This is a genomic window from Shewanella sp. SP1S1-7, assembly GCF_031932105.1.
GTDB classification, from domain to species: Bacteria; Pseudomonadota; Gammaproteobacteria; order Enterobacterales; family Shewanellaceae; genus Shewanella; species Shewanella baltica.
Genome location: NZ_JAUOEU010000008.1, coordinates 114,624 through 139,503, shown reverse-complemented (window position 1 = coordinate 139,503; position 24,880 = coordinate 114,624). Strand labels below are relative to the sequence as shown.

23 protein-coding genes are annotated in these 24,880 nt (G+C 47.5%); 9 read left to right on the top strand and 14 right to left on the bottom strand.

What is annotated here, in order from left to right; all coding sequences use genetic code 11:
* Positions 1-13: 13 nt before the first annotated feature.
* From Q4Q49_RS09075 to gspC, 11 genes are all read right to left on the bottom strand, one after another.
* Complete coding sequence (locus Q4Q49_RS09075) at positions 14-490, bottom strand: type II secretion system protein M (RefSeq protein ID WP_311999186.1); 477 nt, start codon at positions 488-490, stop codon at positions 14-16.
* A 1-nt stretch (position 491) separates the two neighbouring features.
* A complete protein-coding gene (gspL, locus tag Q4Q49_RS09070; RefSeq protein WP_311999185.1) occupies positions 492-1,679 on the bottom strand; it encodes a type II secretion system protein GspL in 1,188 nt (395 codons plus the stop codon).
* Positions 1,680-1,770: 91 nt separating this feature from the next.
* Positions 1,771-2,769: a type II secretion system minor pseudopilin GspK gene (gene gspK, locus Q4Q49_RS09065; RefSeq protein ID WP_259513009.1), complete on the bottom strand. Its 999-nt coding sequence runs from the start codon at positions 2,767-2,769 to the stop codon at positions 1,771-1,773.
* A complete protein-coding gene (gene gspJ / locus Q4Q49_RS09060) occupies positions 2,766-3,539 on the bottom strand; it encodes a type II secretion system minor pseudopilin GspJ (RefSeq protein ID WP_115335982.1) in 774 nt (257 codons plus the stop codon). The genes gspK and gspJ overlap by 4 nt, the downstream gene beginning before the upstream one ends.
* Positions 3,520-3,888, bottom strand: coding sequence for a type II secretion system minor pseudopilin GspI (gene gspI, locus Q4Q49_RS09055; protein ID WP_011982092.1), 369 nt, complete (start codon positions 3,886-3,888; stop codon positions 3,520-3,522). The genes gspJ and gspI overlap by 20 nt, the downstream gene beginning before the upstream one ends.
* The gene (gspH, locus tag Q4Q49_RS09050; RefSeq protein ID WP_011848173.1) at positions 3,875-4,450 is read right to left on the bottom strand and encodes a type II secretion system minor pseudopilin GspH; all 576 of its coding nucleotides are present in this window, start codon (positions 4,448-4,450) and stop codon (positions 3,875-3,877) included. Before gspH ends, gspI begins: the two co-directional genes overlap by 14 nt.
* Position 4,451: 1 nt before the next feature.
* Positions 4,452-4,886, bottom strand: a complete 435-nt coding sequence (gene gspG / locus Q4Q49_RS09045; protein ID WP_006083645.1) for a type II secretion system major pseudopilin GspG — start codon at positions 4,884-4,886, stop codon at positions 4,452-4,454.
* A gap of 63 nt (positions 4,887-4,949) precedes the next feature.
* Complete coding sequence (gene gspF / locus Q4Q49_RS09040; RefSeq protein ID WP_311999184.1) at positions 4,950-6,173, bottom strand: type II secretion system inner membrane protein GspF; 1,224 nt, start codon at positions 6,171-6,173, stop codon at positions 4,950-4,952.
* A gap of 3 nt (positions 6,174-6,176) precedes the next feature.
* Complete coding sequence (gspE, locus tag Q4Q49_RS09035) at positions 6,177-7,742, bottom strand: type II secretion system ATPase GspE (RefSeq protein ID WP_115335979.1); 1,566 nt, start codon at positions 7,740-7,742, stop codon at positions 6,177-6,179.
* Positions 7,735-9,858, bottom strand: a complete 2,124-nt coding sequence (gspD, locus tag Q4Q49_RS09030; RefSeq protein WP_311999183.1) for a type II secretion system secretin GspD — start codon at positions 9,856-9,858, stop codon at positions 7,735-7,737. Before gspD ends, gspE begins: the two co-directional genes overlap by 8 nt.
* 24 nt (positions 9,859-9,882) lie before the next feature.
* Positions 9,883-10,812 carry a type II secretion system protein GspC gene (gspC, locus tag Q4Q49_RS09025; protein ID WP_311999182.1) on the bottom strand — a complete coding sequence of 310 codons (930 nt, stop codon included), beginning with the start codon at positions 10,810-10,812 and terminating at the stop codon, positions 9,883-9,885.
* A gap of 253 nt (positions 10,813-11,065) precedes the next feature.
* Between gspC and hslR the strand changes: the two genes are divergently transcribed.
* From hslR to Q4Q49_RS09010, 3 genes are all read left to right on the top strand, one after another.
* Positions 11,066-11,464, top strand: a complete 399-nt coding sequence (gene hslR / locus Q4Q49_RS09020; protein ID WP_259483934.1) for a ribosome-associated heat shock protein Hsp15 — start codon at positions 11,066-11,068, stop codon at positions 11,462-11,464.
* A gap of 14 nt (positions 11,465-11,478) precedes the next feature.
* On the top strand, positions 11,479-12,339 hold the full coding sequence (gene hslO, locus Q4Q49_RS09015) for an Hsp33 family molecular chaperone HslO (protein ID WP_115335977.1): 861 nt from the start codon (positions 11,479-11,481) through the stop codon (positions 12,337-12,339).
* Positions 12,340-12,551: 212 nt separating this feature from the next.
* Entirely contained in the window at positions 12,552-14,093 is a 1,542-nt protein-coding gene (locus Q4Q49_RS09010) for a phosphoenolpyruvate carboxykinase (protein WP_311999181.1), read from the top strand.
* 111 nt (positions 14,094-14,204) lie between these two features.
* On the opposite strand, the gene Q4Q49_RS09005 is transcribed toward Q4Q49_RS09010, so the two are convergent.
* Positions 14,205-14,561: a hypothetical protein gene (locus Q4Q49_RS09005; protein ID WP_063881969.1), complete on the bottom strand. Its 357-nt coding sequence runs from the start codon at positions 14,559-14,561 to the stop codon at positions 14,205-14,207.
* A gap of 539 nt (positions 14,562-15,100) precedes the next feature.
* Between Q4Q49_RS09005 and Q4Q49_RS09000 the strand changes: the two genes are divergently transcribed.
* The 3 genes from Q4Q49_RS09000 (at position 15,101) to Q4Q49_RS08990 (ending at position 19,922) form a co-directional block, all read left to right on the top strand.
* The gene (locus Q4Q49_RS09000; RefSeq protein WP_311999180.1) at positions 15,101-16,351 is read left to right on the top strand and encodes a dicarboxylate/amino acid:cation symporter; all 1,251 of its coding nucleotides are present in this window, start codon (positions 15,101-15,103) and stop codon (positions 16,349-16,351) included.
* Between the two features lie 267 nt (positions 16,352-16,618).
* Positions 16,619-17,737, top strand: coding sequence for an FUSC family protein (locus Q4Q49_RS08995; protein ID WP_261271960.1), 1,119 nt, complete (start codon positions 16,619-16,621; stop codon positions 17,735-17,737).
* A 133-nt stretch (positions 17,738-17,870) separates the two neighbouring features.
* Complete coding sequence (locus tag Q4Q49_RS08990) at positions 17,871-19,922, top strand: M14 family metallopeptidase (protein ID WP_311999179.1); 2,052 nt, start codon at positions 17,871-17,873, stop codon at positions 19,920-19,922.
* Positions 19,923-19,947: 25 nt separating this feature from the next.
* Here Q4Q49_RS08990 and Q4Q49_RS08985 read toward each other — a convergent pair whose 3' ends face one another.
* Positions 19,948-20,715, bottom strand: coding sequence for a class I SAM-dependent methyltransferase (locus tag Q4Q49_RS08985; protein ID WP_311999178.1), 768 nt, complete (start codon positions 20,713-20,715; stop codon positions 19,948-19,950).
* Between the two features lie 321 nt (positions 20,716-21,036).
* Between Q4Q49_RS08985 and Q4Q49_RS08980 the strand changes: the two genes are divergently transcribed.
* The 3 genes from Q4Q49_RS08980 (at position 21,037) to Q4Q49_RS08970 (ending at position 23,416) form a co-directional block, all read left to right on the top strand.
* Positions 21,037-21,819, top strand: coding sequence for a hypothetical protein (locus tag Q4Q49_RS08980; protein ID WP_311999177.1), 783 nt, complete (start codon positions 21,037-21,039; stop codon positions 21,817-21,819).
* A 312-nt stretch (positions 21,820-22,131) separates the two neighbouring features.
* Positions 22,132-22,623 (top strand): hypothetical protein, encoded by a 492-nt coding sequence (locus Q4Q49_RS08975; RefSeq protein ID WP_311999176.1) that lies wholly within the window; start codon positions 22,132-22,134, stop codon positions 22,621-22,623.
* A gap of 100 nt (positions 22,624-22,723) precedes the next feature.
* Entirely contained in the window at positions 22,724-23,416 is a 693-nt protein-coding gene (locus tag Q4Q49_RS08970) for a hypothetical protein (RefSeq protein WP_311999175.1), read from the top strand.
* A 542-nt stretch (positions 23,417-23,958) separates the two neighbouring features.
* Here the strand turns inward: Q4Q49_RS08970 and Q4Q49_RS08965 are convergent.
* Positions 23,959-24,789, bottom strand: a complete 831-nt coding sequence (locus Q4Q49_RS08965; protein WP_311999174.1) for an isocitrate lyase/phosphoenolpyruvate mutase family protein — start codon at positions 24,787-24,789, stop codon at positions 23,959-23,961.
* Between the last annotated feature and the right edge of the window lie 91 nt (positions 24,790-24,880).

The window sequence follows — 24,880 nt, the reverse complement described above, 5'->3', positions numbered from 1 at the left end:
GCTACACCTTAATTTATTGCGACAGTTGGATACGTCTAACCTTGACATAGCCAGGGGCATCGGCCTCTGCCAAATCAACACTTTCGAGTGATAGTCCTTTTTTCTGCACTAACTCACTCAAATAACCCAACAAGGCATCAAAAGGAACATCGTCCATCCACACTTGGATCTTATCGCCTTGGGGCTGCATACGAGTAATCACTAACCCATAATTGCCCGCAGTTTGGTTAACCACTGAGCTTAAACTACCCGACATAGTCGGCTTAGCGCCGTTTTGCTTCAAACTCGCAATTTTATTCGCCGTTTGTTTTACATAGTTCAACGTCTGTTGCTGTGCAGTGAGGTTACGTAATGCATCGGCTTCGGCAGTGGCGATTGGCGTCCAAACACCCCAATAAAAAATACCAATGACTAAAAATACCGAACAAAAACCGACTAACTGCTGCTCGCGCGATGCGAGCCCTTGCCACCAAGTCCGCAAATTATCCATCTTATTTGCTCCTCAAGGTTAAGGTACTGGTGACTTGATCTTCACCGCTATTCATAGTGCCGCCATCGAGTTGGAAACGACGACCAACGATCTCTTTAAACTTCTCGATTTGCGCGTAGTTTTTCGCACTTACTTGCATGCGGATCTCATTACGCGCGCTTTCGAATCTTAGGCTATTAGGTTTAAGTTCAGGCACTTGCTTAAAAGCATCCTGTAACCCGTCGAGCATAGCAAAAAACTCGGCACCACTGCCCTGTCCCTGCAATGCGCGTAATTGACTTTCCATCTGCGAACGCAGGTTAACAATGCGCGAATTCCCCGGCACCACTTGCTGATAAATGGATTCGCTCTGAGCTTTAAGATCGGCAATCTGACCATTGACTTGATGTATGGTCAGCCCTTTATTCACTAAGGCCAGCACACAAGCGATGGCGATAACGATGGCAGCACTCTTCCACATCATCAACTGCTTGCTGTATTCGCGCTTAGGCGTGTAAACGCCGCCCAGTAAGTTCACTGGCGCATGCAAAATACCGCGGGCTAACACTAACATAGGCAGCTCGAGTGATTGTGGCTTAAGCTCAACACCTTCGAGTTGCATGTCGGTATAACTGGCGACAGACACTTCGCCCTGTGCGGGCCTAAGTTGTTCCAGCGCAATCGGTAACCAAGGCAAAGGTAAACTCTGGCCCGTGGCTAATCCGGTACGCAGTAATAGTTCATTACCAAAATTCATTGCCGCCCATTGGCACTCTTGCAATGGTAAGGCTAAGCAGTCGGGTACGATGCGCTTCACTTTTAAACCCGCCTCGGTCAAACAACTCAGCCAAGTCTGCATTTGCTCATGGGCCACGGCCACCACGCTTAAGGCATCACCATCACGCGGGCCGACGGTAAAATGCATGGCATCGACATCATCAGCTAGAGCTTCTTCGAGCATAAAGGGCAAGGCTTTCAAGGCTTGGCGTTGGCCTTTTTCGGGCAAATGCACGCTAGTGAGTGTCATTGCCGCGGCGGGCACTAACACATCGACGGGACGATTACCCGCACGCTCAGTTAAGGTCGACAAACCTTGGGCATTGGCGAGCTCGCCAGAGGCGATAATTTCCTGTTCTTGCTCAGACCAAACGAGCCAAGAGCATGCTTGCTCTGCTGTTCTGCCTAAGCGAATAAATAGCCGTTCACTCACAGTTTTTCTCCACCAGTCCCAGTCAAGAAAGCGTGACTGAGCTCGTTGCTATTATTTTTGTCCACCAGATTCTGCCGGGTGAGCACTTCCATTATTTTTGGCCACCAAACTGACGGGTGAGCACTTCCATTTTGTTGCCGCCGCCCTTTTTGAGCACGCTTTCCATTCTAAATACGGCGTTATCGACTTTCGCCCCCGAGGCCAACAGAAAATATTGGCTATCGATGACAAAACTCGACTTCATGGCACCTTCCCACTTGATCGAGCCCATAGATGAGCTTTCATAAAAATCTTCGATTTTGTCAAAACCATCGCCGGGACGTTGGTTGATGATACTTTCTGCTTCGCCGACCGAAATCTGATTATCGAGCATGCCTGCTAATAACGCCGCTTGCTCAACTTCTAAGGTATTGACGTTAAGCAATTGCCTGTCATTGCCTGGGATCACACAAACATAGGGCAAGAGTTTCAGATAGATATCTTGGGTGTATCCCATCACAGCGCGTAACTCACTGCGATGATTCATCAGCGTATTGGCCGCACGGTAAGGCACATTACGCGATTCATATTCAGCATCTTCGGCGCCGTAGGGGCTGGCCGTCATGTCTTCGTCGATATAATCCTTTAAGGTCTGAGTCAGGCGATCCGCACTAAAGTCGTCCATCCCTAAACTCACCAATAAAGCCTTATATTGCTTCGCCGCCAAGGGCAGCTTAGGTTGACCGTTTTCCACCTCTTTCGTGGTCGCGGACAAGGCATTTAAGTTGAAACAGGCACGCATATCGGTGATCTTGCCCGCAATTTCACCGTATTCAGCTGGAAACACCACATCGGCCATGGCCCAATATTGTTGCCTGTGGACTCGACCTTCAGAGTCATCTAAATCTTGTTTTAAAATCTTCTTCGCCAGTTCTTCGGCGGAAATTGCATACCAATAAGCTTGATCGTACTGGGCCAAGTTTAAGGTTCGGCGCATAGATAACTGATTACGGCCAGTGATGTTTGTCGCGATGATCACCACCATAGCCACAATCAAGAGCACGACGATCAGTGCAACGCCGCGCTGTTTAGACCGAGATTGGGTTCTCATTCGCGGCCCTCTGCGTCTGGATCGCCGTCTCCGGAATCGCCAGAATCTGGGTCACCGGAACCATTGCCGGTTCCATTGCCGTCGTCATTTTTATCTTTGTTAGCATCGTCCGGATTTTCGTCTTTATTATCATCATCCTTAGACTTTTCAGGTGCTGCAGCACCTAGCGGCAGCAAGAACTTACGTTGGATCTTGCCTAAACCTTCAATCTCAATTTCCATGGCGATCGCTTTAGGCAACTTAGTCGCCTCGACTTTCCGCTCCCACTTGTCATCCATAAAGAAGGAATATTCCACCGACAACACTTTATCTATGACCACTGTCTTAATCGGCTCGGCACCAAATTCAGGCTCAGGATAAGGAAAATACCAACGCTCCAGTCGCCCTTCGTGCACCACATACGCCACAGACTGTAAGCTGCCCCGCGGTAATAAACCGTCGGGATTTAACCAACCTAAACGGTAAAACACTAAGGCTTCTGATTCCGAGTCTAAGATATCATTGCCCGTTTGGAAGACGGTCGAACCTCGACCCCCTTCGAGTAATCTGGGTGTACGCGCCACCATTTGGGCGAGATCCCGCTCAATCGCACCAAAGCCTTGCTGCAGGGCTTTAAGCCGAGTAGAGAAAGTGCGCGTCACTTCATCGTTAGTCAGCACAGTGCTGAGCACGGCATTAGACGCCAAACCTATCATGGCGAAAATCGCGATGGCGATCAGCATTTCTAGCAGGGTAAATCCCCGCTGCGCACTAGTCAGTTTTAAGGACATAACTGCTCACTTGTGCTGCAATACGCTGATAGCGTTCGTCTTCACTCACGCTTATACGGATCATGCGAAAATTATCGTCCGTGGTTTTCACCACTTCTTTACGCCAATACCAATCCTTTCCTGCAAGTTCGACTTGGCCTTCTTTTTTACCGATTTCAGGAAACTGCGGCTCAAGTCTGGCATCGACCATCTGATTATCGGCCACCCACTGTGCCAAAGTACGCGATTCCAAAATTGGCATGTTGGCCATCTGCTCGCCTAAACTTTTAGTGATCGACACGGCCGCAATCGAAAACACGGCAAGGGCCACAATCACTTCGAGTAAGGTCATGCCCTTAACGCGTTTCATCGGGGCGCCCTATGGTTAATCTGCCCAGCGCATCGCCAACCACTAACGCTTCGGCCTGCTGACCTTTGTCAGTTTTCGCGATAAACGTCAGCTCAAAAGCGCTCATTTCACCGCTCGGGAATAGCATGACCTGTGGCTCAGGATGTTTCTTCTTGTCATCGGCAGAAGGCTCAATCAGTGGTTCTTCAAACCAAGAATCGTCTTCTTCATCGTCTTGTACCAAAGGCAACCCATCGAGCACTAAGTTCATCACGACACCCGGCTCCATCTGCTTTTCAGACAAGAGCCTGTCTTTATCCAAAGGTTCCCACTTACCGTCTTTATAAAAAACAAACTGATAACTGGTTTTCTCAATCACAATACCAATAAATTGGCCACTCAAAACGGTCTCATCGAGCACCATTTCAGTGGCAGCGATAAACTGCCGCGCCGTTCTATCTAAGGCCTGTTGTGGGCCTGAATTGCCGATTGACATAGTCACGGCCGCTGCCGTGAGTCCCATCAACAAGATCACTAGCATCACCTCCATTAAGGTGAAACCAGCGTGGCGCAGCTTTAGCATCTTATTGGAAATTCTGTAAATTCCAGTTACCGATGTCATCTTCGGTACCTGGTTGACCATCTGGGCCTGCTGTGAATATATCTAGCTTGCCGTTTTCGCCAGGGCTGAGCAGCAAGTACTTATTGCGCCATGGATCTTCTGGCAGACGTTTTACATAACCATCTTCACGGTAATTACGTGGCTCAGGCGAAATCGTTGGCTTTTGCACTAAGGCTTCTAAGCCTTGTTCGGTCGTTGGGTAGATGCCGTTATCTAACTTGTACATATCTAAGGCATTTTCGAGCGCGACTATGTCAGATACCGCTTTTTGTTGGTCAGCTTTATCTTTGTTACCCATTAAGTTAGGCACCACCATAGAGGCTAAAATCCCTAAAATAACGATAACTACCATCACTTCGAGTAAGGTAAAACCTTGATGTTTCTTGTTCATTTGCATCGACTACTTCTCCTAAAAAATCCTATGCCAATCGACTTGGTCATAATCCATAAATTCAAAAAATTAACCGCTAATCAAGTTATTCAAGGCTAAGATTGGCTGCAGAATCGCCATCACGATAAACAGCACCACACACGCCATACTCACCACCAGCATAGGTTCAAATACCCCTAACGCTATATTGACGTTGCCCTCGAATTCCCTGTCTTGGTTATCGGCGGCGCGTTCTAACATTTGCTCAAGCTGGCCACTCTTTTCGCCCGAGGCAATCATGTATAACATCATTGCCGGAAACAACTTAGTATTAGTCAATGCCGCACCTAAGCTAGTTCCTTCACGCACCCGCGCAGTCGCATCATCCACTGCGGCCCGTACTCGCACATTCTGCAATACTTCACTGGCGATACGCATACCGTCAAGCAAAGGCACAGAGCTTGCGGATAAGATACTTAAGGTCCGTGCAAAACGTGCCGTATTCAAGCCCTTACTCACGCGGCCAACAACTGGCATGCTCAATAAAAAATTGTCGTACTTCATTCGAAACGCAGGCGACTTTAACATGCGCCGAAAGAGCGCGAACAGCATCACTATGGCAATGACCACAAACACACCGTAGTTTTGCACAAAGTCAGAGGCCGAAATCAAGAAGCGGGTCGAAGCGGGTAACTCGGCGCCCATGTGTTCAAACTGCCCAACGACTTTCGGCACCACCGCAGCCAGCAGGATGGAAATCACCCCAATCGCCACTGTGGTCAATACCGCAGGATAAATCATGGCTTGGGTCAGCTTAGATTTAAGCTGTTGGCGTCGCTCGGTATAATCTGCCAGACGATTGAGCACCACTTCTAAGTGACCGGACTTTTCACCCGAGGCCACCATGGCACGGTATAAATCATCGAAAATATGCGGAAATTCGGCCAAGGAATCGGCCAGACTGTAACCTTCAACCACCCGCGAACGTACCGCCATAATCATACTTGCAAGGCGATCTTTTTCGCATTGCTGACCAACGGCCTTGAGGGATTCTTCAATCGGTAAACCCGCGGCCACTAAGGTCGCGATTTGACGGGTGATCAAGGCTAATTCAGCGACCGAGATACCCCGTTTGAAAAACGCAAAGCTGCTGCTTTTGGCTTTGGCTTCTTTTTCAGAAACAGGCAGAATTTCTAAGGGCATCATGCGCTGATCGCGCAACTGGCTGCGGGCGTGTCTGGCGGTATCCGCCTCGATTACGCCCTTAAGCTGCTTTCCCTTGGCATCCAATGCCTTATATTCAAATGCTGGCATAAATTACTCCTCGCGAGTCACACGTAGCACTTCTTCGAGAGTGGTGATGCCCGCGAGCACTTTGCTCATGCCATCGTGACGAATGCTCGGCACAGACTGACGGATATACTTTTCGATAGCTAACTCACCGCGGCCGCCATGGATCAATTCGCGTACATTGTCATCAACCAGCAATAATTCATGAATACCGGTTCGACCACGGTAGCCATTGTTACCACAGGATTTACAACCATTGGCGCGGAAGATACGTCTGTCGTCATCGGCCGCTATGCCCAGTAACTCACGCTCACGTGCATCGGGCACATGCTCAATTTTACATTTTGGACAAAGGGTACGGATCAAACGTTGCGCCAACACACCGAGCAAACTCGATGATACAAGGAATGGCTCAACGCCCATGTCTTGCAAACGCGTAATTGCGCCAGAGGCCGTGTTGGTATGCAGGGTTGAAATCACCATGTGACCAGTCAGTGATGCTTGCACCGCAATTTGCGCGGTTTCGAGGTCACGGATTTCACCTATCATCACCACATCGGGATCTTGACGCAAAATCGCGCGCAGACCTCGAGCGAAAGTCATGTCAGCCTTAATGTTAACTTGAGTCTGGCCTATGCCGTCTAGCTCATATTCGATTGGGTCTTCCACGGTAAGTATGTTGGTGTCTTTAGAGTTAATCTCAGTCAAACCCGCATACAAGGTGGTACTTTTACCCGAGCCCGTTGGGCCAGTCACCAGAATAATACCGTGGGGGCGACGGATAAGATCTTCAAACTTAACCCGAATACTGTCGGTCATCCCCAATTGCTCTAAATCGAGGTTGCCAGTATTTTTATCCAGCAGACGCAGCACGACGCGCTCACCATGGCTCGATGGCATGGTCGATACCCGCACATCCACCGCACGACCAGCAATACGCAGGGAAATACGGCCATCCTGTGGTACACGTTTTTCGGCGATATCGAGGCGCGCCATCACCTTAATCCGCGACACTAACAGCGACGACAGCTTACGGTTTGGCTTAAGCACTTCCTTGAGCACACCATCGATACGGAAACGCACTATGAGCTGTTTCTCGTAGGTTTCGATGTGGATATCCGAGGCTTCTTCTTTAATCGCTTCAGATAACAAGGCATTAATCAGTTTGATGATAGGCGCGTCATCATCACCTTCGAGCAAGTCTTCGGTCTGCGGCAGCTCTTCGGCAAGGGTGAATAAATCCATCTCGTTGCCGATATCTTCCATCAACTGCTGCGCTTCAGACGAGTTAGCCTGATACGCTTGAGTGAGTTTGGCCTCAAACTTAGCGACTTCGAGCTTAACCAAAGGCAAATCAACACCCGAATAACGCCGCGCTTCGAGCATGGCCGTTAACGGTGTTTTGCTGGTATAAAACAAGCTCAACTCGCCCGTTTCACCCGGCGCGAGCACCACATCGTGGCGATGGGCGAAGGCAAAAGGTAAGCGCTCTTTACTGCTCGAACGAAACACCTCATCACCTTCAGCTTCCAGACCTAGCTCATTGGAGACTTGGCTGAGGTCATCGACTTGGGATAATTGTATTTCACTCATTGGTTTTATCTTTATTCTTGTTTTCTTCCAGTGACTTTAAGGTCGGATCCGTTTGGCGCATCTGGGCATCTAAACCTTTGCCTTCTTTATAACGCTCTAAAATGGCGTTAACTTCTGGCGGTAAATACTCTGATTGATTCCATTCTTCCAACACAGGCACTTTCGTATTTGGCATTAAGTTGACGCCACGTTCTTGCTGCTCAAGTTGTAATGCTCTGAAATAGTTATATTTACGCCCAGCAATCCCTTCCATTGTGATGCCATCACGGATAATGGTTGGCTTGATGAAGATCATCAGGTTTTTCTTGGTCTTTTTGCTCGAAGAAGATTTAAATAAGTGGCCAATGATAGGGATATCACCCAAGAACGGTACTTTTTGTATGCTTTCTTGTACTTCTTCGTTGATCAAGCCACCCAGAACCACGATTTGACCTGAGTCAGCCATAACTGTGGTCGTTAAACGGCGAGTAGCAAAGGAAATATCCACACCTGTGTTACCGTTAACCCCTGACACTTCCTGTTCAATCGTCAGCTTAACCGCATTACCTTCGTTGATCTGCGGCACCACTTTCAGCTTAACCCCAACCTCTTTACGTTCAACGGTTTGGAATGGATTACTGTTGCTCGAACTGGCGGTAGAGCCCGTCAGAATAGGCACTTCATCACCGACGATGAAAGACGCTTCTTGGTTATCTAAGGTGGTAATTGACGGTGTCGCCAGTACGTTTGAGTTAGTGTCACTCGACACGGCTTGGATCAGCGCGCCAAAGTCACCCATGGCCACGCCCCAAGCCATACCGTTCACTTTGCCTAATGCTTGGGCGAGTAGCGTCACATCTCCGCGCTTGTCTGGGTTTTTAGTCTCAATTTTCTGACCCGTATTTGGGTCTGTGGTAATGACAGTATTTCCTTTTTCCCCCTGTGCCTGCCATACACCAGCGCCAATCTCACCTATGGTTGGGCCTAAGTTATTAAACTGAGTGCCGCCGCCCGCTTTAGCCGCCCATTGCACCCCGAAGCCAACGTTATCGCCCTCAGCCACTTCCACGATAATCGCTTCAACTAACACTTGAGCACGGCGAATATCGAGCTGATTAATCACGCTCTCGATAGTGCGCATTTGATCGGGCTCAGCGCTGATCACTAAGGCATTGGTTTCAGTATGCGCCATGATATTGATTTCATTACGGCGTTTACCACCAGCAGCCTGAGCGCTTGGGTCTTTATCACCCTCTAATTTTTGGGCAAACCCTGTCAGCACTTCAACTAAATCTTCGGCCTTGGCATAACGTAAGTAACGCACCTTAGTGTTGCCGGTGCTGGCTTGCTCGGCATCGAGACGATGAATAAGCTCGACCACACGTTGGCGACTCTTTTCATCACCGCTAACAACCACAGCGTTGATGCGTTCGTCGGCAACCACTTTTGGCGCTTGGCCTGGCAATTGAGCTTGGTTAGCCGTGGCACGGTAAAGGGTATCGATAATTCGTACCATTTCACCGGCGGAGGCGAACTCTAACGGCACCACTTGTACTGAGGTATCGCCCTGTTTATCTACGCGGCGGACAATTTCAACTAACTTGTTCACCACAGCAGCGCGACCAGACAACATCAAGACGTTGGAGGGATCGTAGTTCACTACGTTACCGCCACCCGCGTTATCATTTAATTGGCGTAACAGCGGAGCTAATTGCTTGGCCTCAGTGTTATACAGCGCCACGATACGCGTGACCATCTCATCGCCTATCCCAGGTTCGGCATCATTAGCCACTCGGATTGCTGCAGTTTTGGCGTCTTTGTCTTTGATGACTTTGATGACGTTATTTTCCATCTCGACGATGGCATAACCGTAGACTTGTAAGACGTTGAGGAAGAACTGGTAATACTGTTCATCGTTCAGCAGATCATAACTGCGAACGTTGATTTTACCGCGGATCGTCGGGTCGACTATGATGGTCTTGTTCAAGTTTTTACCAACTATGTTGATAAACTCTTGAATATCCGTGCCCTTAAAGTTGGCCGCATACTGTTCAGACCAAGCGAATTGGGAGGAGAACATGGCTGCACCCGCAACAATCCCTGCAATCAGCTTGCGTCGAATCCTTTTGTTATTCATTCTTTTTCTTTCCTCTAACGCGTGTTATTGCGGCAAACTAAACATGATTTCAACCAATTGTCCTTCCCGTTCAACCATAATTGATACTTCGGTTAACTCGGATAATTGGCTCATCATTTCTAACGCCTGACTCATTACGGTCAAGTCGTATCCATTAATCGATTTGGCTAAATCATTGGCTTTAAAACCCGCCTGCTTAAACAAATTGGCGTCTTTCCCTGGATTCAAACGATAACCCGCCACAGAATCACCTTGTCTCACGGGTGAAATGGCAATGTAATCGGTGATCTTACTGGGGTCGGCTAACAATTCGGTGCGAGATTCGGCGAGTTCTTGGGAGATTTCGGCATTTTTACGTTGATCGACACGGCTCACTGCCGAGTCCGCCTTATTGCTTTTAGCTTGTTGTAATTGCTGATTAGCAGGGCTTTGGCTGGTATAGACTAAGCCATCGAGCATTAAGGTCTCGTAACGGCCAGCGTTAGTGATGATGATGCGGTCGGCATAAACTTCTTTGAGTGATGCAGAAGTGCCCTTGATCTTATCACCTAAACTGTAGGTTTCTTGGCTGCCACTAGATTCAATAATCGCTAAGCCTTTTTGGTCGGCCGTCGATGCGACAACCCCAGTCAGCTGAATTGAAAGTGTAGTCTTAGGTGCGTCGGTCACAGTCTCAACGACTTCGACTTTAGGTTTATCAGATGTCGCATCCGCCTTACCAAAGAGTCCAAGCTGCTGCAGACCTGCGAGATCAACCTGACCGGCACCTTTGCCATTCACGCTTACGGGCGTTGGGGACCAAGCACTGGCTGATGAGCTAGTAGGCACTAATTTCCATGTAATTTGCGCAGCTAACAACATGATCACAATAAAGCCCAACCAGAAGACAATCCGGCTTAGGAGTTTATGGGGCATGCTAATGGCTTTTGCGATAACTTTATCTAATAAATCCATATTTTATGTGGACCCTCGATACAGGTCTCTGTTCTGATTATAATAATTAGGCAATAACCGCCTCATGCTAACCTAGGCTGCATTTGGCAACAAGCCCATAACAGCATTCAAATTGGCGAAAATAGGCCAATTATGCTAACTTTGCCCGCCACAAAAGGGTGTGAAGCACGCCACCCTTTAACATAATAGAAATGCACTTCACGCATTTTCTTACTCGGCATGTGAACTCATCGATCTTTTAGCTGGAGACACTATGACGCAAAGTCAAAGCGACAAAACAGACATTCGACTCGATAAGTGGCTTTGGGCTGCACGTTTCTATAAAACCCGTGCCATCGCCAAAGAAATGATTAACGGCGGCAAAGTACATTACAACGGCCAGCGCGCCAAATCTAGTAGGAATGCCGAGATAGGCGCCGTCCTTAAGATACGCCAAGGATATGACGATAAAGAGATCGTCATAAAAAAATTATCGCAATTACGCCAAAGTGGTGCGATTGCACAAGAATTGTACGAAGAAACCGCGACAAGTCTGGCTAAACGGGCCATTAATGCTGAGCAACGACGTCTCAACATGCTCAATAACCCGATACCCGATCAGAAACCAGATAAAAAGCAACGACGTCAGCTCATGCGCTTTAAAGACCTTTAACAGTGAGATACACGATGAACCAAGATACTTTACACCGCTACTTGTTCGACAATGCCGATGTGCGTGGTGAACTGGTGCAGTTACAAGACAGCTATCAACAAGTGATCAGCGCCCAAGAATATCCAGCCGTACTGCAAGTGCTGTTGGGTGAATTAATGGCGGCCACCTCGCTATTAACCGCGACATTAAAATTTAGCGGCGATATCAGCGTGCAGTTACAAGGCAACGGCCCTGTTTCTTTAGCAGTGATCAACGGTAACAATCTACAAGAGTTACGCGGTGTGGCTCGCTGGAATGCTGAACTTGCCGATGATGCTAGCCTTACCGATCTGTTCGGTCAGGGCTATATGGTCATCACCTTAACACCCGATGAAGGTGAGCGCTACCAAGGTGTGGTCGCACTGGACAAGCCAACACTTGCGGCCTGTGTTGAAGAATACTTCAATCAATCTGAACAGTTACCAACAGGCATTTGGTTATTTGCCGACGGCAAACAAGCGGCGGGCATGTTCCTACAAATTCTGCCAAGCCAGCAAGATCACAACGCCGACTTCGAACACTTGAGCCAACTAACGTCGACCATCAAGGCCGAAGAGTTATTCACTCTTGATGCAGAAAGCGTATTACATCGCCTCTATCATCAGGAAGAAGTGCGCCTATTCGATCCTATCGATGTGAGCTTTAAATGCACCTGTTCCCATGAACGCAGTGCCGGCGCAATCAAAACCTTAGATCAAGCAGAAATCGAAGCCATTCTCGCCGAAGACGGCAAGATCGAAATGGGCTGCGAATATTGCCACGCAAAATACATTTTTGATGCCATAGACGTAGCGGCATTATTTGCGAACGGTCAGACGTCAACGACCCAGCAATAATCGGTTAACCGGATCATCAAAGTTAAACAATATGGGCGCCCGATTCGGCGCCCATTTTTTATTCATACCCACAATCCCCTCACACATTGCACTCGGCTTAGGCTACAATCGCCTCACTTTGTTACCTAGCAAAGCTTAGGTAATAAATAAAATAAAATCGGCAGACGATCGATAACAAAAAATAACCTTACAAATCAAATGGAGACCTCACTATGGCGGATGGATTAAACCGCGTTCACTTTAACCCCTCAACAGCACAACTTGTCGAATTTGCCCTGCTACGCGGCGAAGGTGAATTGACAGCCAATGGCGCATTAGTCGCTAAAACAGGCGCTCGCAGTGGTCGCTCACCCGGCGATCGTTTTATCGTAAGAGAACCCAGTTCAGAAGCAGACATTGAATGGGGCCCAGTCAATCAAGCTTTCGACCCAGGTGCTTTTGAAGGTTTATGGGCACGGGTTGAAGCTTACCTAGCCGATAAAGAACTGTTTGTATCTGATCTCGAAGTCGGTGCCGATACTGAACATTACCAACCAGTACGTGTCACCACGCAATACGCTTGGCACCAACTGTTCGCCCGCAACCTTTTTATCATCCCAGAAGAATTTAACCGTAAAGACAAACCAGTGTGGCAGATCATCAATGCCCCTGACTTTGTTTGCGATCCAGAACGTGATGGCACTAACTCAGATGCAGCCGTGATTTTAAACTTCGCCGAACGTAAAGTGCTGCTCGCTGGCCTGAAATACGCTGGCGAAATGAAAAAGTCTATGTTTTCTGTACAAAACTTCCTGCTGCCAGCCCAAGGCGTGCTGCCTATGCACTGCTCGGCTAACGTGGGTAAAGATGGCGACACTACGCTATTCTTCGGTCTGTCAGGCACAGGTAAAACCACACTCTCTGCCGATCCAAAACGCTTCCTGATTGGTGACGATGAACACGGCTGGGCACCCGGCGGCGTATTCAATATTGAAGGCGGTTGCTACGCCAAATGTATCGACCTGAGCCAGAAGAATGAGCCTGTTATTTGGGATGCGATTCGTTTCGGTACTGTGCTCGAAAACGTCGTAATGGACGAACACCGCGTACCCAACTACAAAGACAGCAGCCTGACGGAAAACACCCGCGCGGCGTATCCGCTGGAGCACATCGCCCAACGTAAAGAAGACAACTGCGGCGCCGAGCCACATGCGGTTGTGTTCTTAACTTGCGACGTGTCTGGCGTATTACCACCGGTTTCTATCCTGACCAAAGAACAAGCGGCATACCACTTCTTGTCTGGCTACACCGCTAAAGTGGGTTCGACTGAAATCGGCTCAACCTCAGCGATCCAATCGACCTTCTCAACCTGCTTCGGTGCACCTTTCTTCCCACGCCCTGCAGGCGTGTACGCAGAACTGTTAATGAAGCGCATTGAGTCATTCGGTAGCCAAGTGTACTTAGTCAACACCGGCTGGACTGGCGGTCCACACGGTGTGGGTAAACGTTTTGACATCCCCACCACTCGCGCCATCGTCGATGCGATTGTCAGCGGTGAATTGAAAGATGTTGAAACCGTCCACTTAGACACCTTGAACCTCGCCGTTCCTGTGGCAGTCACTGGCGTAGACAGCAACTTACTCAACCCAATCAACACTTGGGGCGATAAAGCGCTATACACCGAGTATGCCCAGAAGCTAGCCGAAGCTTTCACTAAAAACTTCGCTAAATATCAAGTGTCAGACGCTATCCGCAACGCTGGTCCAAAGGCATAAGCGCTTAAGCATTAAGCCATAGCCTTACTTGTAAAAAAGCGCCGACCCAGCAATGAGTCGGCGCTTTTATTTAAATATCAGTAACACTTGCATGAATCTAACGACTACGCATTACAGGCACATAAACGCATCTCGCTCATAATAGAAAATAATGGCTTCAAGTAATTCTTCATCTGTTGGGTTATCTTTTTGCATTTGGTAATTATCGATAACGTCTTCAATTTGATCCATATTGAGCAGATAGCAATAACCATTGTTTATCAGACTATCTTCAAACTCATCGATTTCTTCATTAGACCAATCCCTCATATCATCGACAATTGGAAGTAGCAGTGTGGCCAGTTGGAGAACTTCATTTTCCACAGTATCTTGATAAACAAGCCAATACTGTAAGCCTCGCTGAGCAATACACTTATTGATCCAGTTTTTTAACGGCTCTGATTCGCCAAGGAATGATCCTATATCCACAAATGCCTCCTTCATATTAACGTCAGATTGACATGTTAACTTGCTTAAAAAACATAAGTCTATGGCTTTAGAATGAGAGGGTTAATCCGCCCCTTGCAATAACTTGCAGTCAATTCATCCATAGATAGTGGAAAAAACTTGTTGTATGCCACAAAAAAACTACGCCAAGGTTAAAATTGATACCTTCAACAGTCGTTATACCTACCCAACGCGACTCTGCAACCAAACGAAAAATCACAATTCATCAATCTGGCAGCTAAAATCGCACCATTAAATAAACTTTATTCATTTTTAAGCCGATAAAATTAAGCATTATTCATTTAATGTTGGCGTGATTTAGACTTTGGTTATTTTGAAACCAAGGTTGGTGATGTTTCACAATCCCCTGCTATGCAATTGTGGTACTTTAGCCGGACAAAAAAAGTGTCGGGCATTGGCTTTTAGCCTAGAGTAGGCCTTAATCTCTAAGGTTTACGGCGTCTAGATTCAAATCGCCTACATGACACAAAATGCTGCGGCAACTGGGGAGTTTCGCAAGAATGAAGAGCAAGAGTTTATTAGGCAATATTGGTGTGCAAGTGGTTATTGCCATGATTATCGGCGCGCTAGTCGGTTTTATCATGGGCGAAAGTGCAAGCGTGTTTGCACCACTCGGAACCATTTTTATCCATTTAATCAAAATGCTAGTGATACCACTGGTGTTAGTTTCTATCATCAGCGGCGCGGCAAGCTTAGGCGATAGCCCATCGGCAGGTAAGATCGGCATTGGCACTTTTGGCTTCTTTATCGTGACATCAGGCATCGCCGTAGTACTGGCGTTGGTGATGGGCAATCTGTTCCAACCGGGCGCGGGGATTGATTTCACTGCCCATAGCAGCCCAGATTTGATGGAAGTGACTAAGGAACACGGCGCATTGCCAGGGGTAATGGATACCTTTATCGGCATGATCCCAACCAATGTGTTCGAATCGCTGAACGGCGGTAACATCTTACAAATCTTAGTCTTTAGTATCTTCTTCGGTATCGCGCTGACTAAGGTTAAAGGCGATGGCGCTAAGCCAATCTTAGCCGCACTCAACACTGTTGTTGACGCCTTTGTATGGATGATCAACTGCGTGATGATCATTGCGCCTATCGGTGTATTTGGTTTGATGGCCGATTCTGTCGGCACCTTCGGTTTCGATGCCTTAGAAGTCGTATTTAAGTTATTCGCCGTGTTTGTGGCCGCGATTCTGATTTACGGTTTTATCTTCTTCCCATTGGTGGTGCAGCTCTTCTCGAGAGTCTCGGCACGCCAGTTTATTTCGGCAATGAAGAAACCACAGGTGATGGCGTTATCGACCGCCTCGTCAATGGCGACACTGCCAGTGAATATGGAAACCTGCGAAGAAGATCTTAAAGTCTCTAAGGCAACCACGGCCTTTGTGCTGCCGTTAGGCGCCACCATTAATATGAGCGGCAACGCGATTTACTATGGTTTAGTCGCCATGTTCTTCGCCCAAATGTATAACGTCGATTTGTCGATGACAGCCTATGCAGCCATCATCTTCACCTCAACCTTAGGCGCAATTGGCCAAGCGGGTGTGCCCGGTCCATCTTTCTTAGTGGTGGCTGTGTTGTTAGCGGCTGGCATCCCTATCGATGGCTTACCTTTGCTGTTTGCCTTAGACAGAGTGTTTGACATGGTCCGCACCGCACTTAATATTACTGGCGATGCGGCTTGTGCCTTGATCATGGATAAATACACAGAAGTTGACGTTAAAGCGGATAGCGAGCGCAGCTTAAGCTAGCGAAACAGTCACTCAAGGCTTCAAATACCGGCTTGAATAGGCAACCCTTATTCAAGCCTTTTTTATGCCCGCTGTTAGATATACCGAACTCTATCCTACTGATTTATTATCACTTAATTGAAATTAATGTGATCTTGGCGGCGCCTTGGACTAAGCTCAAACGGCGCAGCCTCGCAATTCGTATTTCTTTATCTGCCAAGCCACACGGGCGCGACGTCTTTCTGCGATAATGGCTTGGCTATCATCAGCCCAAAGGAGTGTTGCATTATGTCCGTATTTGCCCCTGCAAGCCCTTTTGCCGACTTTATCTATCGCCATTTCCGCGCCATTCATGCCCTTAAACTTGGCCTCGCCTTGCTGATTGCCGTCACCATTAATGCCATTTGGTCGCCGCCACATTTTATTTGGAGCATGGTGACGATCGTGATCATTATGATGAGCCTGCCACAGGTGGGTGGTGCGATTGAAAAGTCCCTGCAACGGGCGGTAGGCACTTGTTTAGGTTCTGCTTATGGCGTGATGTTAGTCGCCACTATCGACAGTTATTGGCTGATTATGGGGCTACTGATCTTAGCCGTCAGCTTGATTTGTTTTATCTCGGCGGGACGCTACAGCTACGCCTATCTCGTGGCAGGATTTACCATCATCATAGTGGTCGGCGATGCTAACCATGATACTTCTGAGGCGCTGTGGCGCACAGCCAACATACTCTCAGGCTGCGTGATTGCTATTTTAGTCTCGCTATTTATTTTCCCAATCAAGGCCAAACAAGACTGGCGCAGCCAGCTCGCCAATGCCATCGACAATATGGCAAAGGTGCTCACCCAACATTTACACGCCCCCGCTAACCATGATTTAGATTTTCGCGCCGAACTCGAAGCGGCCATGAAAGCGGTATTAACCCAAAAGAAGCTGTTTTTCTCCCTCGAGTGGGAAAGCCAAACCTTAAAAAAGCATAAAATACTGCTGGCGGAATTGGTCAATAAACAGGTTCGGCTGATCACCCTACTCGAATTGTTGCCTTTGAGTCGCTGGCAGGAAGCCGACAAAGAGGCTTACCACCAAATCAATCGCGTCGCCGCCGAGCTTACTGCCCATCTTCAAAGGCTGAGTGAATTTGTCGCAGGTAAAACCGCATCTTTACCCACGCTGCCCACCGCCCTAGGGCAAGAGTTGCAACTCAGATTACAACTCAGCTTGGCCGCTCAGACGCCGAATTCAGCCCCTTTGACAAATGAAGTCGCGCAGGGATTTGCCCTCACGGGATACGGCTGGCTTATCTATCAACTCGCCATCGCCGTCGAAGCCCTCTACGCCGATATCGAGATTATCGAAATCGCTTATCGCGGACAAACCGTGTTACACAAAACTGCCAAGCGTTCATAAGCCGTTACCACGGGGAATCACAGCTAAAAATCACTCTCGCGAACCAAGATAACCCCTTGACCGCCCTTGCGTTAACGGGGCGTTTAATGAAAAGATACCGTCCTATTAAAAATTCGATATATGGACTCTTTTCATGCGCTTATTTTCCCTCTCCGTTATCGCCATTGCCTGCCTTTCTGCGGGCAGTCTCTACACTGTCGATGCTGTTGCCAACGATGCAAAAACCTTAGATCAAGCATCTACAGATTTGCCAACCTCAACGCCAGTCGCTGCGGCGCAAACCGTCACCGACAAAACGCCAGTTGAAAACCCAGTAGCAACAGCGCCACAGGATGTGAATCCGGCTGCGAATACCCAAGCAACCGAACCCGCTGCGACTGTCGCAACCGATGCCACTGCTGTAGCGCCAGAGGCTCAGCACGCGCCGATCCCTGAGCGAGCCAACACCTTTGTCAACGATGCCATTTTACCGCCGAGCATCACTTGGCATGGCGCCAGCGAATCGCTCATGTTGAGTGTCGATAACGAGTGGGCGACGCCCTTTGAACAAAGTAGTGGTATTGAAAGTCCGAGCTACGATGCCACTATCGCTTGGCTCGACAAGCTTGCGGGCGAGACCGATAAATTACAAAAGGTGAGCCTAGGTAAGAGTCCACAGGGGCGCGATATTTGGATGTATATCGCCAGCAGTGAAGGCATTAATGAGTCGGCACGCCTCAAGCAAAACACTAAACCAACAGTTTTAGTGCAAGCGGGGATTCATGCCGGAGAAATCGACGGTAAAGATGCCGGCATGATGCTGCTACGCGACATCATTAAGGGCAATAAAAGCGCCCTGCTGGATAAAGCCAACCTCTTGTTTGTGCCTATGTTTAGTGTCGATGCCCATGAGCGCAGCGGCGAATTTAATCGCGTGAATCAACGTGGCCCTGTGAATATGGGCTGGCGCACTACAGCAAATAATCTCAACCTTAACCGCGATTATGCCAAGGCCGATACCTTAGAAATGCAGCACATGCTGCGCGCAATCAACGTGTGGCAGCCAGATTTATATATCGACGTGCATGTCACCGACGGCATCGATTACCAATACGATGTCACCTTTGGCTATAACCTCGCCCAAGGGTTAAGCCCAGCCAGTTACCGCTGGCTCGAAAACAGCTACAGACCCGCGGTTGAAGCCGCGTTAACCGAGCAAGGCCATATTCCCGGCCCGCTAATTTTTGCCGTGGATAATGCCGATATCACCAAAGGCATGTCGCTGTGGAATCCAAGTCCGCGCTTCTCTAACGGTTATGGTGATGCGCGCCATTTACCGACTATTTTGATTGAAAACCACAGCTTAAAACCCTTTAAACAAAGAGTGCTCGGCACTTATGTGATGTTAGAGCAAACCCTCAAAACCGTGGGCGAACAGGCGACAAAACTGAAGAGTGCGATTCAAGAAGATAAATATCGCGCCTCACCGCTGATCACCCTCACGTGGAAATCGGCACCACTGGCAAAAGGTTGGGACTTTAAGGGTATAGATTACAAGCTGGAGCAGAGTCCGATTAGCGGCACTGAGGTGGTGCGTTGGAACGGTCAACCTAAGCTGTACCCAAATCTGCCTGTGCTCGCTGAGAATGTGCCAGATATTAAAGTTACTCGTCCGAGTGCTTACTATATTCCGGCGCAATGGACGCAAGTGATTGATCGCCTGAACATACACGGCATTCGCATGACACGCCTGACCAAACCGACAGAGCTTAAATTACAGCAATACAAACTCAGTAACCCCGTGTTTAACACTAAGGATTTTGAGGGCCATCAAACGGTCAAAGCCGAGTCAGAGTTGACGAAAGTCAGCACCACTCTGCCCGCTGGCACCATTAAAATCAGCACAGATCAACCGCTGGGCGATCTGGCGATTTTACTGCTGGAGCCGCAATCACCAGATTCCTTGCTGCAATGGGGTTTCTTTAATCCTATCTTCACCCGCACTGAATACATTGAAGATTATGCGGTTGAGCCGCTGGCGGCCAAGATGCTAAAAGATGATCCTAAGCTGCAGGCTGAGTTCGACAAGGCACTGACCAACGCCGAATTTGCCGCCGATCCCGAGGCGCGCCTACGCTGGTTCTATGAACGCAGCCCTTACTACGATAACCATTACCTTAAGTATCCGGTTTACCGTAGTCGTTAATCCTCGCCATCACAAACGGCTAGCATTACGCGGGCTTACGAGCGCTGATGCTACACACCAAGGGCACATTCTGCCCTTGGTGTGTTAACACATAACGACCATCGGTTTGCGCTTCGAGCCCTTCGAAACAGTTGTACGGGCTGAAATCAAATTCGTGGAAGAACTCCAACACTAAGCCCGCCTGCAGTAACGCATTGATCACTTCCGATAAACTGTGTGACCAACACATTAAGGTTTGCTGATCATCACCGGCATTTTCGGTATAAGTGCCTTCCTGCTCTATATCTGGCTCACCCCGATTAAAATAGCTATAACCATCGAATAACTGCTGCGCCGGATGAAACTCGGCCATGTAAAACTGTCCGCCGGGTTTTAAACAGTCAGCAACCGTCTGCGCCCACAGGGTTAAATCTGGCAGCCACACAATGGCACCATAGGACGTAAACACAATATCTTGCGGCTCAACCTTGCTCGCCACACTGTAAACATCGCTACAAATAAACTCGGCGGACAATTGTGTCTGCTGCGCCAGCTTTTGTGCTTCATCAATCGCCACCTCAGACAAATCAACGCCCAGTACTTTAGCGCCCATGCGCGCCCACGACAGGGTATCTAAGCCAAAATGGCATTGCAGATGCAGCAAGCTTTTCCCTGCCACATCCAGCTCGCTAAGCTCGATTTCCCGTAATGAGCTATTTCCACGCAGAAAGCCCGCCACATCGTAAAAATCCGAAGTTAAATGTACCCGAGTGCGCGCATCCCAAGCCGTCTTGTTCGTCGTTAAATAATCCATCTGCATCCCTTCTTATGTTTTTTGTATTTTTTGTATTTTTTGTATTTTTTGTATTTTTTGTATTTTTTATATTGTCTGTATGTTTGCCCAGCCAGACCTATGAGGCTCAAGCTAACTTAATAAATGAGCAATTTCACTAATCTGTGAGTAAATCCCTCATTCGGCGGACATGTCCACACAGCCAAGCGCGGACACTTTTATTTTAAATCATTGATTATAAATGAGACTTAAAATTGGCATGGGCTGTGCTATGTCTTATCCATCGCCAGACTACTCAGCACTCACCCGAAAAACGAGTGCTAGATAAACAAGGAAGCTAACATGTCACTACGTCCATTTATATTCACCCTCGCTTTTATATTGGTGTTTACCGCAGGGGTAGCGCTCACTGGCTGCATTCTTAATGTGAACGCAGCAGGCATGCCAGACTTAGACCACCAGCAACGCGAACTCACACTCGATAGCCAAGACTTACAAGGCCTAATTGCAGAAACTGGCGCAGGCAGCTTGGAAATTATCGGTGTCGAAGGCCTCAGCCAAATTAAACTCGTCGCCGACATCTATAGCAATAAGGACGGCAACGACGACAGCAAAGTCATTCTCACCCTAGAGAAAAAGGCCAACAAGGCCAAGCTCAAAGCCGATTTTGAACAAAGCGGTTTTAATAATTACTCACCCTATATCGACCTAAAACTGCAAGTGCCTGCGAATTTAGCACTGGATATCGATGACGGCTCAGGCGCCATTTTGATCAACAAGATGACAGCAGATATCAATGTCAAAGACGGTTCAGGTGAACTCATTATCAACGGCGGTAACAATGTCAGCATTGATGATGGCTCAGGGGACATTGAAGTCAGTCAAATCAACGGCAACCTCACGATTGACGATGGCTCTGGCGCAATCAAGATAACTGATATTCGCGGCAATATCGCCATCGATGATGGTTCAGGCAACATCGAAGTCGCCAATGTGCAAAGTGCTGTGACCATCACAGATGGCTCAGGCAACATTAATGTCTTTAATACTAAGGGATTAACGATTCTTGCGGCAGGTTCAGGGGATGTGAGCTTCGATAAAATCGACGGCCCAGTAAGCATGTAATAACGCGCTATTTTGCCACCCTACACCCAAAGGTTTTACCTACTTCCCGGCGTAGAGACTGATGTTGCAAAGGTTCCCAGCCAAGATGTCAGTCTTCTACCCACCCTTTTAAGCGTATGCCCGACTTATGCATTTATGCCACTAACCCCTTGTAGTGGCATTTTTTTATACCGAAATTGAGCTTGAGTTTGCAGAAATGACGTTGATTTTATTCAGACCGTTACGCTTTAACCTAGTGGATTTGCTAAGATTGTCAGCCTTCCCACTTCAATAGTCGAAAAGTCACACTGTATTGCCAGTAAGGTCGAGAATATGGATCAGTTTTCGGAATACCAAAAAGAAATTGAATCGCTTTCCCTATCGGATAACCCTAGACAGATAATGGAAGGACTAGGGGATATTTGTTTTGATGGCGAATCTTTTTATCGCAACGGCAATAAAGCCCTAGCCAAACACATTTTCAAGCATATCTACGCCTTAGATGCGCACTCAGACTATTTCTCACACGCCAGAACTGTCGCAAAAGCCTTTCTTATATCCTTGGGAGAAATTCAACCTATCTCCCTAGAAGAGGTTATTTTACAGATAAAGCATGAGCATGCCTCATTAGCCGCACATCAATTAAATCAGCTGATTGCAAAGCGTATTTTTAGGGAATTTAGTCACCATCAAGACGCTATCCACATCACTATGCAATATCTCACCAAAGCCGAGGCACTTACCCCTCTGAGCAAGAGTGACCTTCGCTTTAAAGCTTTAGTCAGCTCAAATAAGAGTGAGCAAAGGGATAGCGTGACAGAATAAATCATCAGAATTTAGAGCCGCTTCTCAAAAGAAATGCAAAAATATACCGGAAGAGATCAACGTTCTGAATTCGACAACCCAATTTTAATTAAGTGATAATATGGACATTTCATCTTTTAAGAAATATATAAAGTTAGCACCAGAAAATGTTTCAGAATGGCAGAGATGGGAAAATTCATTGCCTACCTTCGATTCTATATTACCAATATTGGATTATGTATATAACGCTGAGTGGCAGCGAGATGATTGGAAAGCCATAATGGCATTCATTCGGAAAGGTTATGTTGAGCAAAATGAATCATCTGAATTGGTTGACGGGATTAAGCATGTAAATATATTCAACTCCAAAGTTATTAATCTAAAAATTGATGTCGCAATTTCATTAAACTGCTCCGTTGTTCGTTCATTAGAGTCAATTAATTTATGCTCAGACTCAGTGGAATCATTAAGTGTGTCCCATGCAAGCAAACTCTCTGAAATTACCGGAAACACCCATAATTTAAGCTACTTATCTTTGAATAAATGTCAAAAGTTAGATTTTGGTTCTATCATTTCAACGCTTGACAGCGTAAAAATTTTAGACCTCAGTGGAAACTCACAGTTGTCCAGTATTGACGAGTTGCGTGGAAATAAAAATATTTTTGCGTTGTATCTTGTTGAAACAAATGTAATCAAGACTAAAGAGACAGTAGAAATCTTGGCTTCGATACCAAACTTGAAAAAACTTTGGATTAAAGCAAACAAAAAGGAGTTGGAACTTTTAAGAGAAGCCCTACCTGGGATTGTAAATTAAGCATAGAAAAAGGCCGGACATGTAGTTCGAGAGCGTGAAAAGATCTGTGTAAGTGGCATTTTTTAATCTGTTGAATGGAGTTCAGAATACCAATAGCAGACAAACTTATCGCTCAGCAGAAGAAAAAATCGACTCACCCCGATGCAGACCAGTCTTTGGTGACGATAAAAATCTTAACCACTTGATTTATTATGGAAATTAATCGTTAAGCTATTAAGCACTGCCATTCTAGTAACTCGCCGCCCTTTCGTTTAACAAGAAGTGTCCCTATAGGCTCAACGGCGACATCTGCTGCATACAGAAGTGCAAATGCCGCGAGCCAAATCGTATTCTGTTAGCCTGAAACTGCGCCCAAGTGTTACGCCAAGGCCGAGCTTACCATCTCAGCAAACATTTCTCTTTAAGCAAGTTCAACAGTAAAGAATTTGCCTATTCTCTTTATTTTCGTAGCAAAATTTAACAATGGGTATCTAAATAAATTTTTATTGGTAGCACTTTTTTGCGCCAGCCATGCCTTGATACTGACTGGCTCTTCCGTTGCTTTAGTCGGCAATTTCCAACGAGCCGATCATCTGGTTCATCTCGCCATAACTCAAATGACTCACGGCGGGCTGCAAATAACCGGTTTGCTGAAATATGTGCATCTGAGCCAACACATGGCTATATGCGGATTCTGCCATAAAGGACCCTGCGCTATAACGCTTGACTCCCGTGGAGAAGATTTCGTTGGCGCTCGGCGCACCCGATAATGCCATCACGTTCAAAGGTGCATCAATACCAAGGGCCACTTGCTGGCACAGTGCTAAATCGATTAACCCGGGAATAAAAATCCCATCTGCACCAGCCGCAATATAAGCTTGAGCTCGGTTGATTAAGCTGTCGGCATCCTTGTTTCCGCCGCGAAGCAATACATCCATCCGGGCATTAATAAATAGCGGGTAGTCCAATGCTTTGCAGGCGTCACGCAATTGTTGAATGCGTTGTGCGCCGCTCACAAGATCGAGCATACTGCCGTCCTGTGTATCTTCCAGATTCACGCCGACGACCCCTGCAGCCAGTAGATCTTGCGCCAAGTCGTTCATGCTTTCGCCAGCGCTTAGCAAGCCGTTTTCAACGTCGATAGACACAGGCAGTTCGGTACTGGCAACAATTGCGGCCGCATGTTGCAGCACGCACTTGCGGGGGATGGTATGGCCATCGGCATATCCCATTGACCATGCAACGCCTGCGCTGGTTGTCGCAATTGCGGTCGCTCCAGCTTTTTCGGCAAGACGCACACTCATCACATCCCATACATTATTGAGTAGTAAACCGCCTTGACTGTGCAACTGGCGGAATGTCGTGATTTTGTTTATTAATTTAGTGCTTAGCATGATTTTCCTATATTTTTTAAGTGCCAGAGCTGTGGGTTGTTTGGGTATATCCATAATCTACTGCTTGGCCATTCAACACGATTCGGGTTTG

What these genes read in the sequence shown, in the direction of transcription:
- Q4Q49_RS09075 (WP_311999186.1), bottom strand. Translation starts at nt 490, where the DNA reads ATGGATAATTTGCGGACTTGGTGGCAAGGGCTCGCATCGCGCGAGCAG.
- gspK (WP_259513009.1), bottom strand. Translation starts at nt 2,769, where the DNA reads ATGAGAACCCAATCTCGGTCTAAACAGCGCGGCGTTGCACTGATCGTC.
- gspJ (WP_115335982.1), bottom strand. Translation starts at nt 3,539, where the DNA reads ATGTCCTTAAAACTGACTAGTGCGCAGCGGGGATTTACCCTGCTAGAA.
- gspI (WP_011982092.1), bottom strand. Translation starts at nt 3,888, where the DNA reads ATGAAACGCGTTAAGGGCATGACCTTACTCGAAGTGATTGTGGCCCTT.
- gspH (WP_011848173.1), bottom strand. Translation starts at nt 4,450, where the DNA reads ATGCTAAAGCTGCGCCACGCTGGTTTCACCTTAATGGAGGTGATGCTA.
- gspG (WP_006083645.1), bottom strand. Translation starts at nt 4,886, where the DNA reads ATGCAAATGAACAAGAAACATCAAGGTTTTACCTTACTCGAAGTGATG.
- gspF (WP_311999184.1), bottom strand. Translation starts at nt 6,173, where the DNA reads ATGCCAGCATTTGAATATAAGGCATTGGATGCCAAGGGAAAGCAGCTT.
- gspE (WP_115335979.1), bottom strand. Translation starts at nt 7,742, where the DNA reads ATGAGTGAAATACAATTATCCCAAGTCGATGACCTCAGCCAAGTCTCC.
- gspD (WP_311999183.1), bottom strand. Translation starts at nt 9,858, where the DNA reads ATGAATAACAAAAGGATTCGACGCAAGCTGATTGCAGGGATTGTTGCG.
- gspC (WP_311999182.1), bottom strand. Translation starts at nt 10,812, where the DNA reads ATGGATTTATTAGATAAAGTTATCGCAAAAGCCATTAGCATGCCCCAT.
- hslR (WP_259483934.1), top strand. Translation starts at nt 11,066, where the DNA reads ATGACGCAAAGTCAAAGCGACAAAACAGACATTCGACTCGATAAGTGG.
- hslO (WP_115335977.1), top strand. Translation starts at nt 11,479, where the DNA reads ATGAACCAAGATACTTTACACCGCTACTTGTTCGACAATGCCGATGTG.
- Q4Q49_RS09010 (WP_311999181.1), top strand. Translation starts at nt 12,552, where the DNA reads ATGGCGGATGGATTAAACCGCGTTCACTTTAACCCCTCAACAGCACAA.
- Q4Q49_RS09000 (WP_311999180.1), top strand. Translation starts at nt 15,101, where the DNA reads ATGAAGAGCAAGAGTTTATTAGGCAATATTGGTGTGCAAGTGGTTATT.
- Q4Q49_RS08995 (WP_261271960.1), top strand. Translation starts at nt 16,619, where the DNA reads ATGTCCGTATTTGCCCCTGCAAGCCCTTTTGCCGACTTTATCTATCGC.
- Q4Q49_RS08990 (WP_311999179.1), top strand. Translation starts at nt 17,871, where the DNA reads ATGCGCTTATTTTCCCTCTCCGTTATCGCCATTGCCTGCCTTTCTGCG.
- Q4Q49_RS08985 (WP_311999178.1), bottom strand. Translation starts at nt 20,715, where the DNA reads ATGGATTATTTAACGACGAACAAGACGGCTTGGGATGCGCGCACTCGG.
- Q4Q49_RS08980 (WP_311999177.1), top strand. Translation starts at nt 21,037, where the DNA reads ATGTCACTACGTCCATTTATATTCACCCTCGCTTTTATATTGGTGTTT.
- Q4Q49_RS08975 (WP_311999176.1), top strand. Translation starts at nt 22,132, where the DNA reads ATGGATCAGTTTTCGGAATACCAAAAAGAAATTGAATCGCTTTCCCTA.
- Q4Q49_RS08970 (WP_311999175.1), top strand. Translation starts at nt 22,724, where the DNA reads ATGGACATTTCATCTTTTAAGAAATATATAAAGTTAGCACCAGAAAAT.
- Q4Q49_RS08965 (WP_311999174.1), bottom strand. Translation starts at nt 24,789, where the DNA reads ATGCTAAGCACTAAATTAATAAACAAAATCACGACATTCCGCCAGTTG.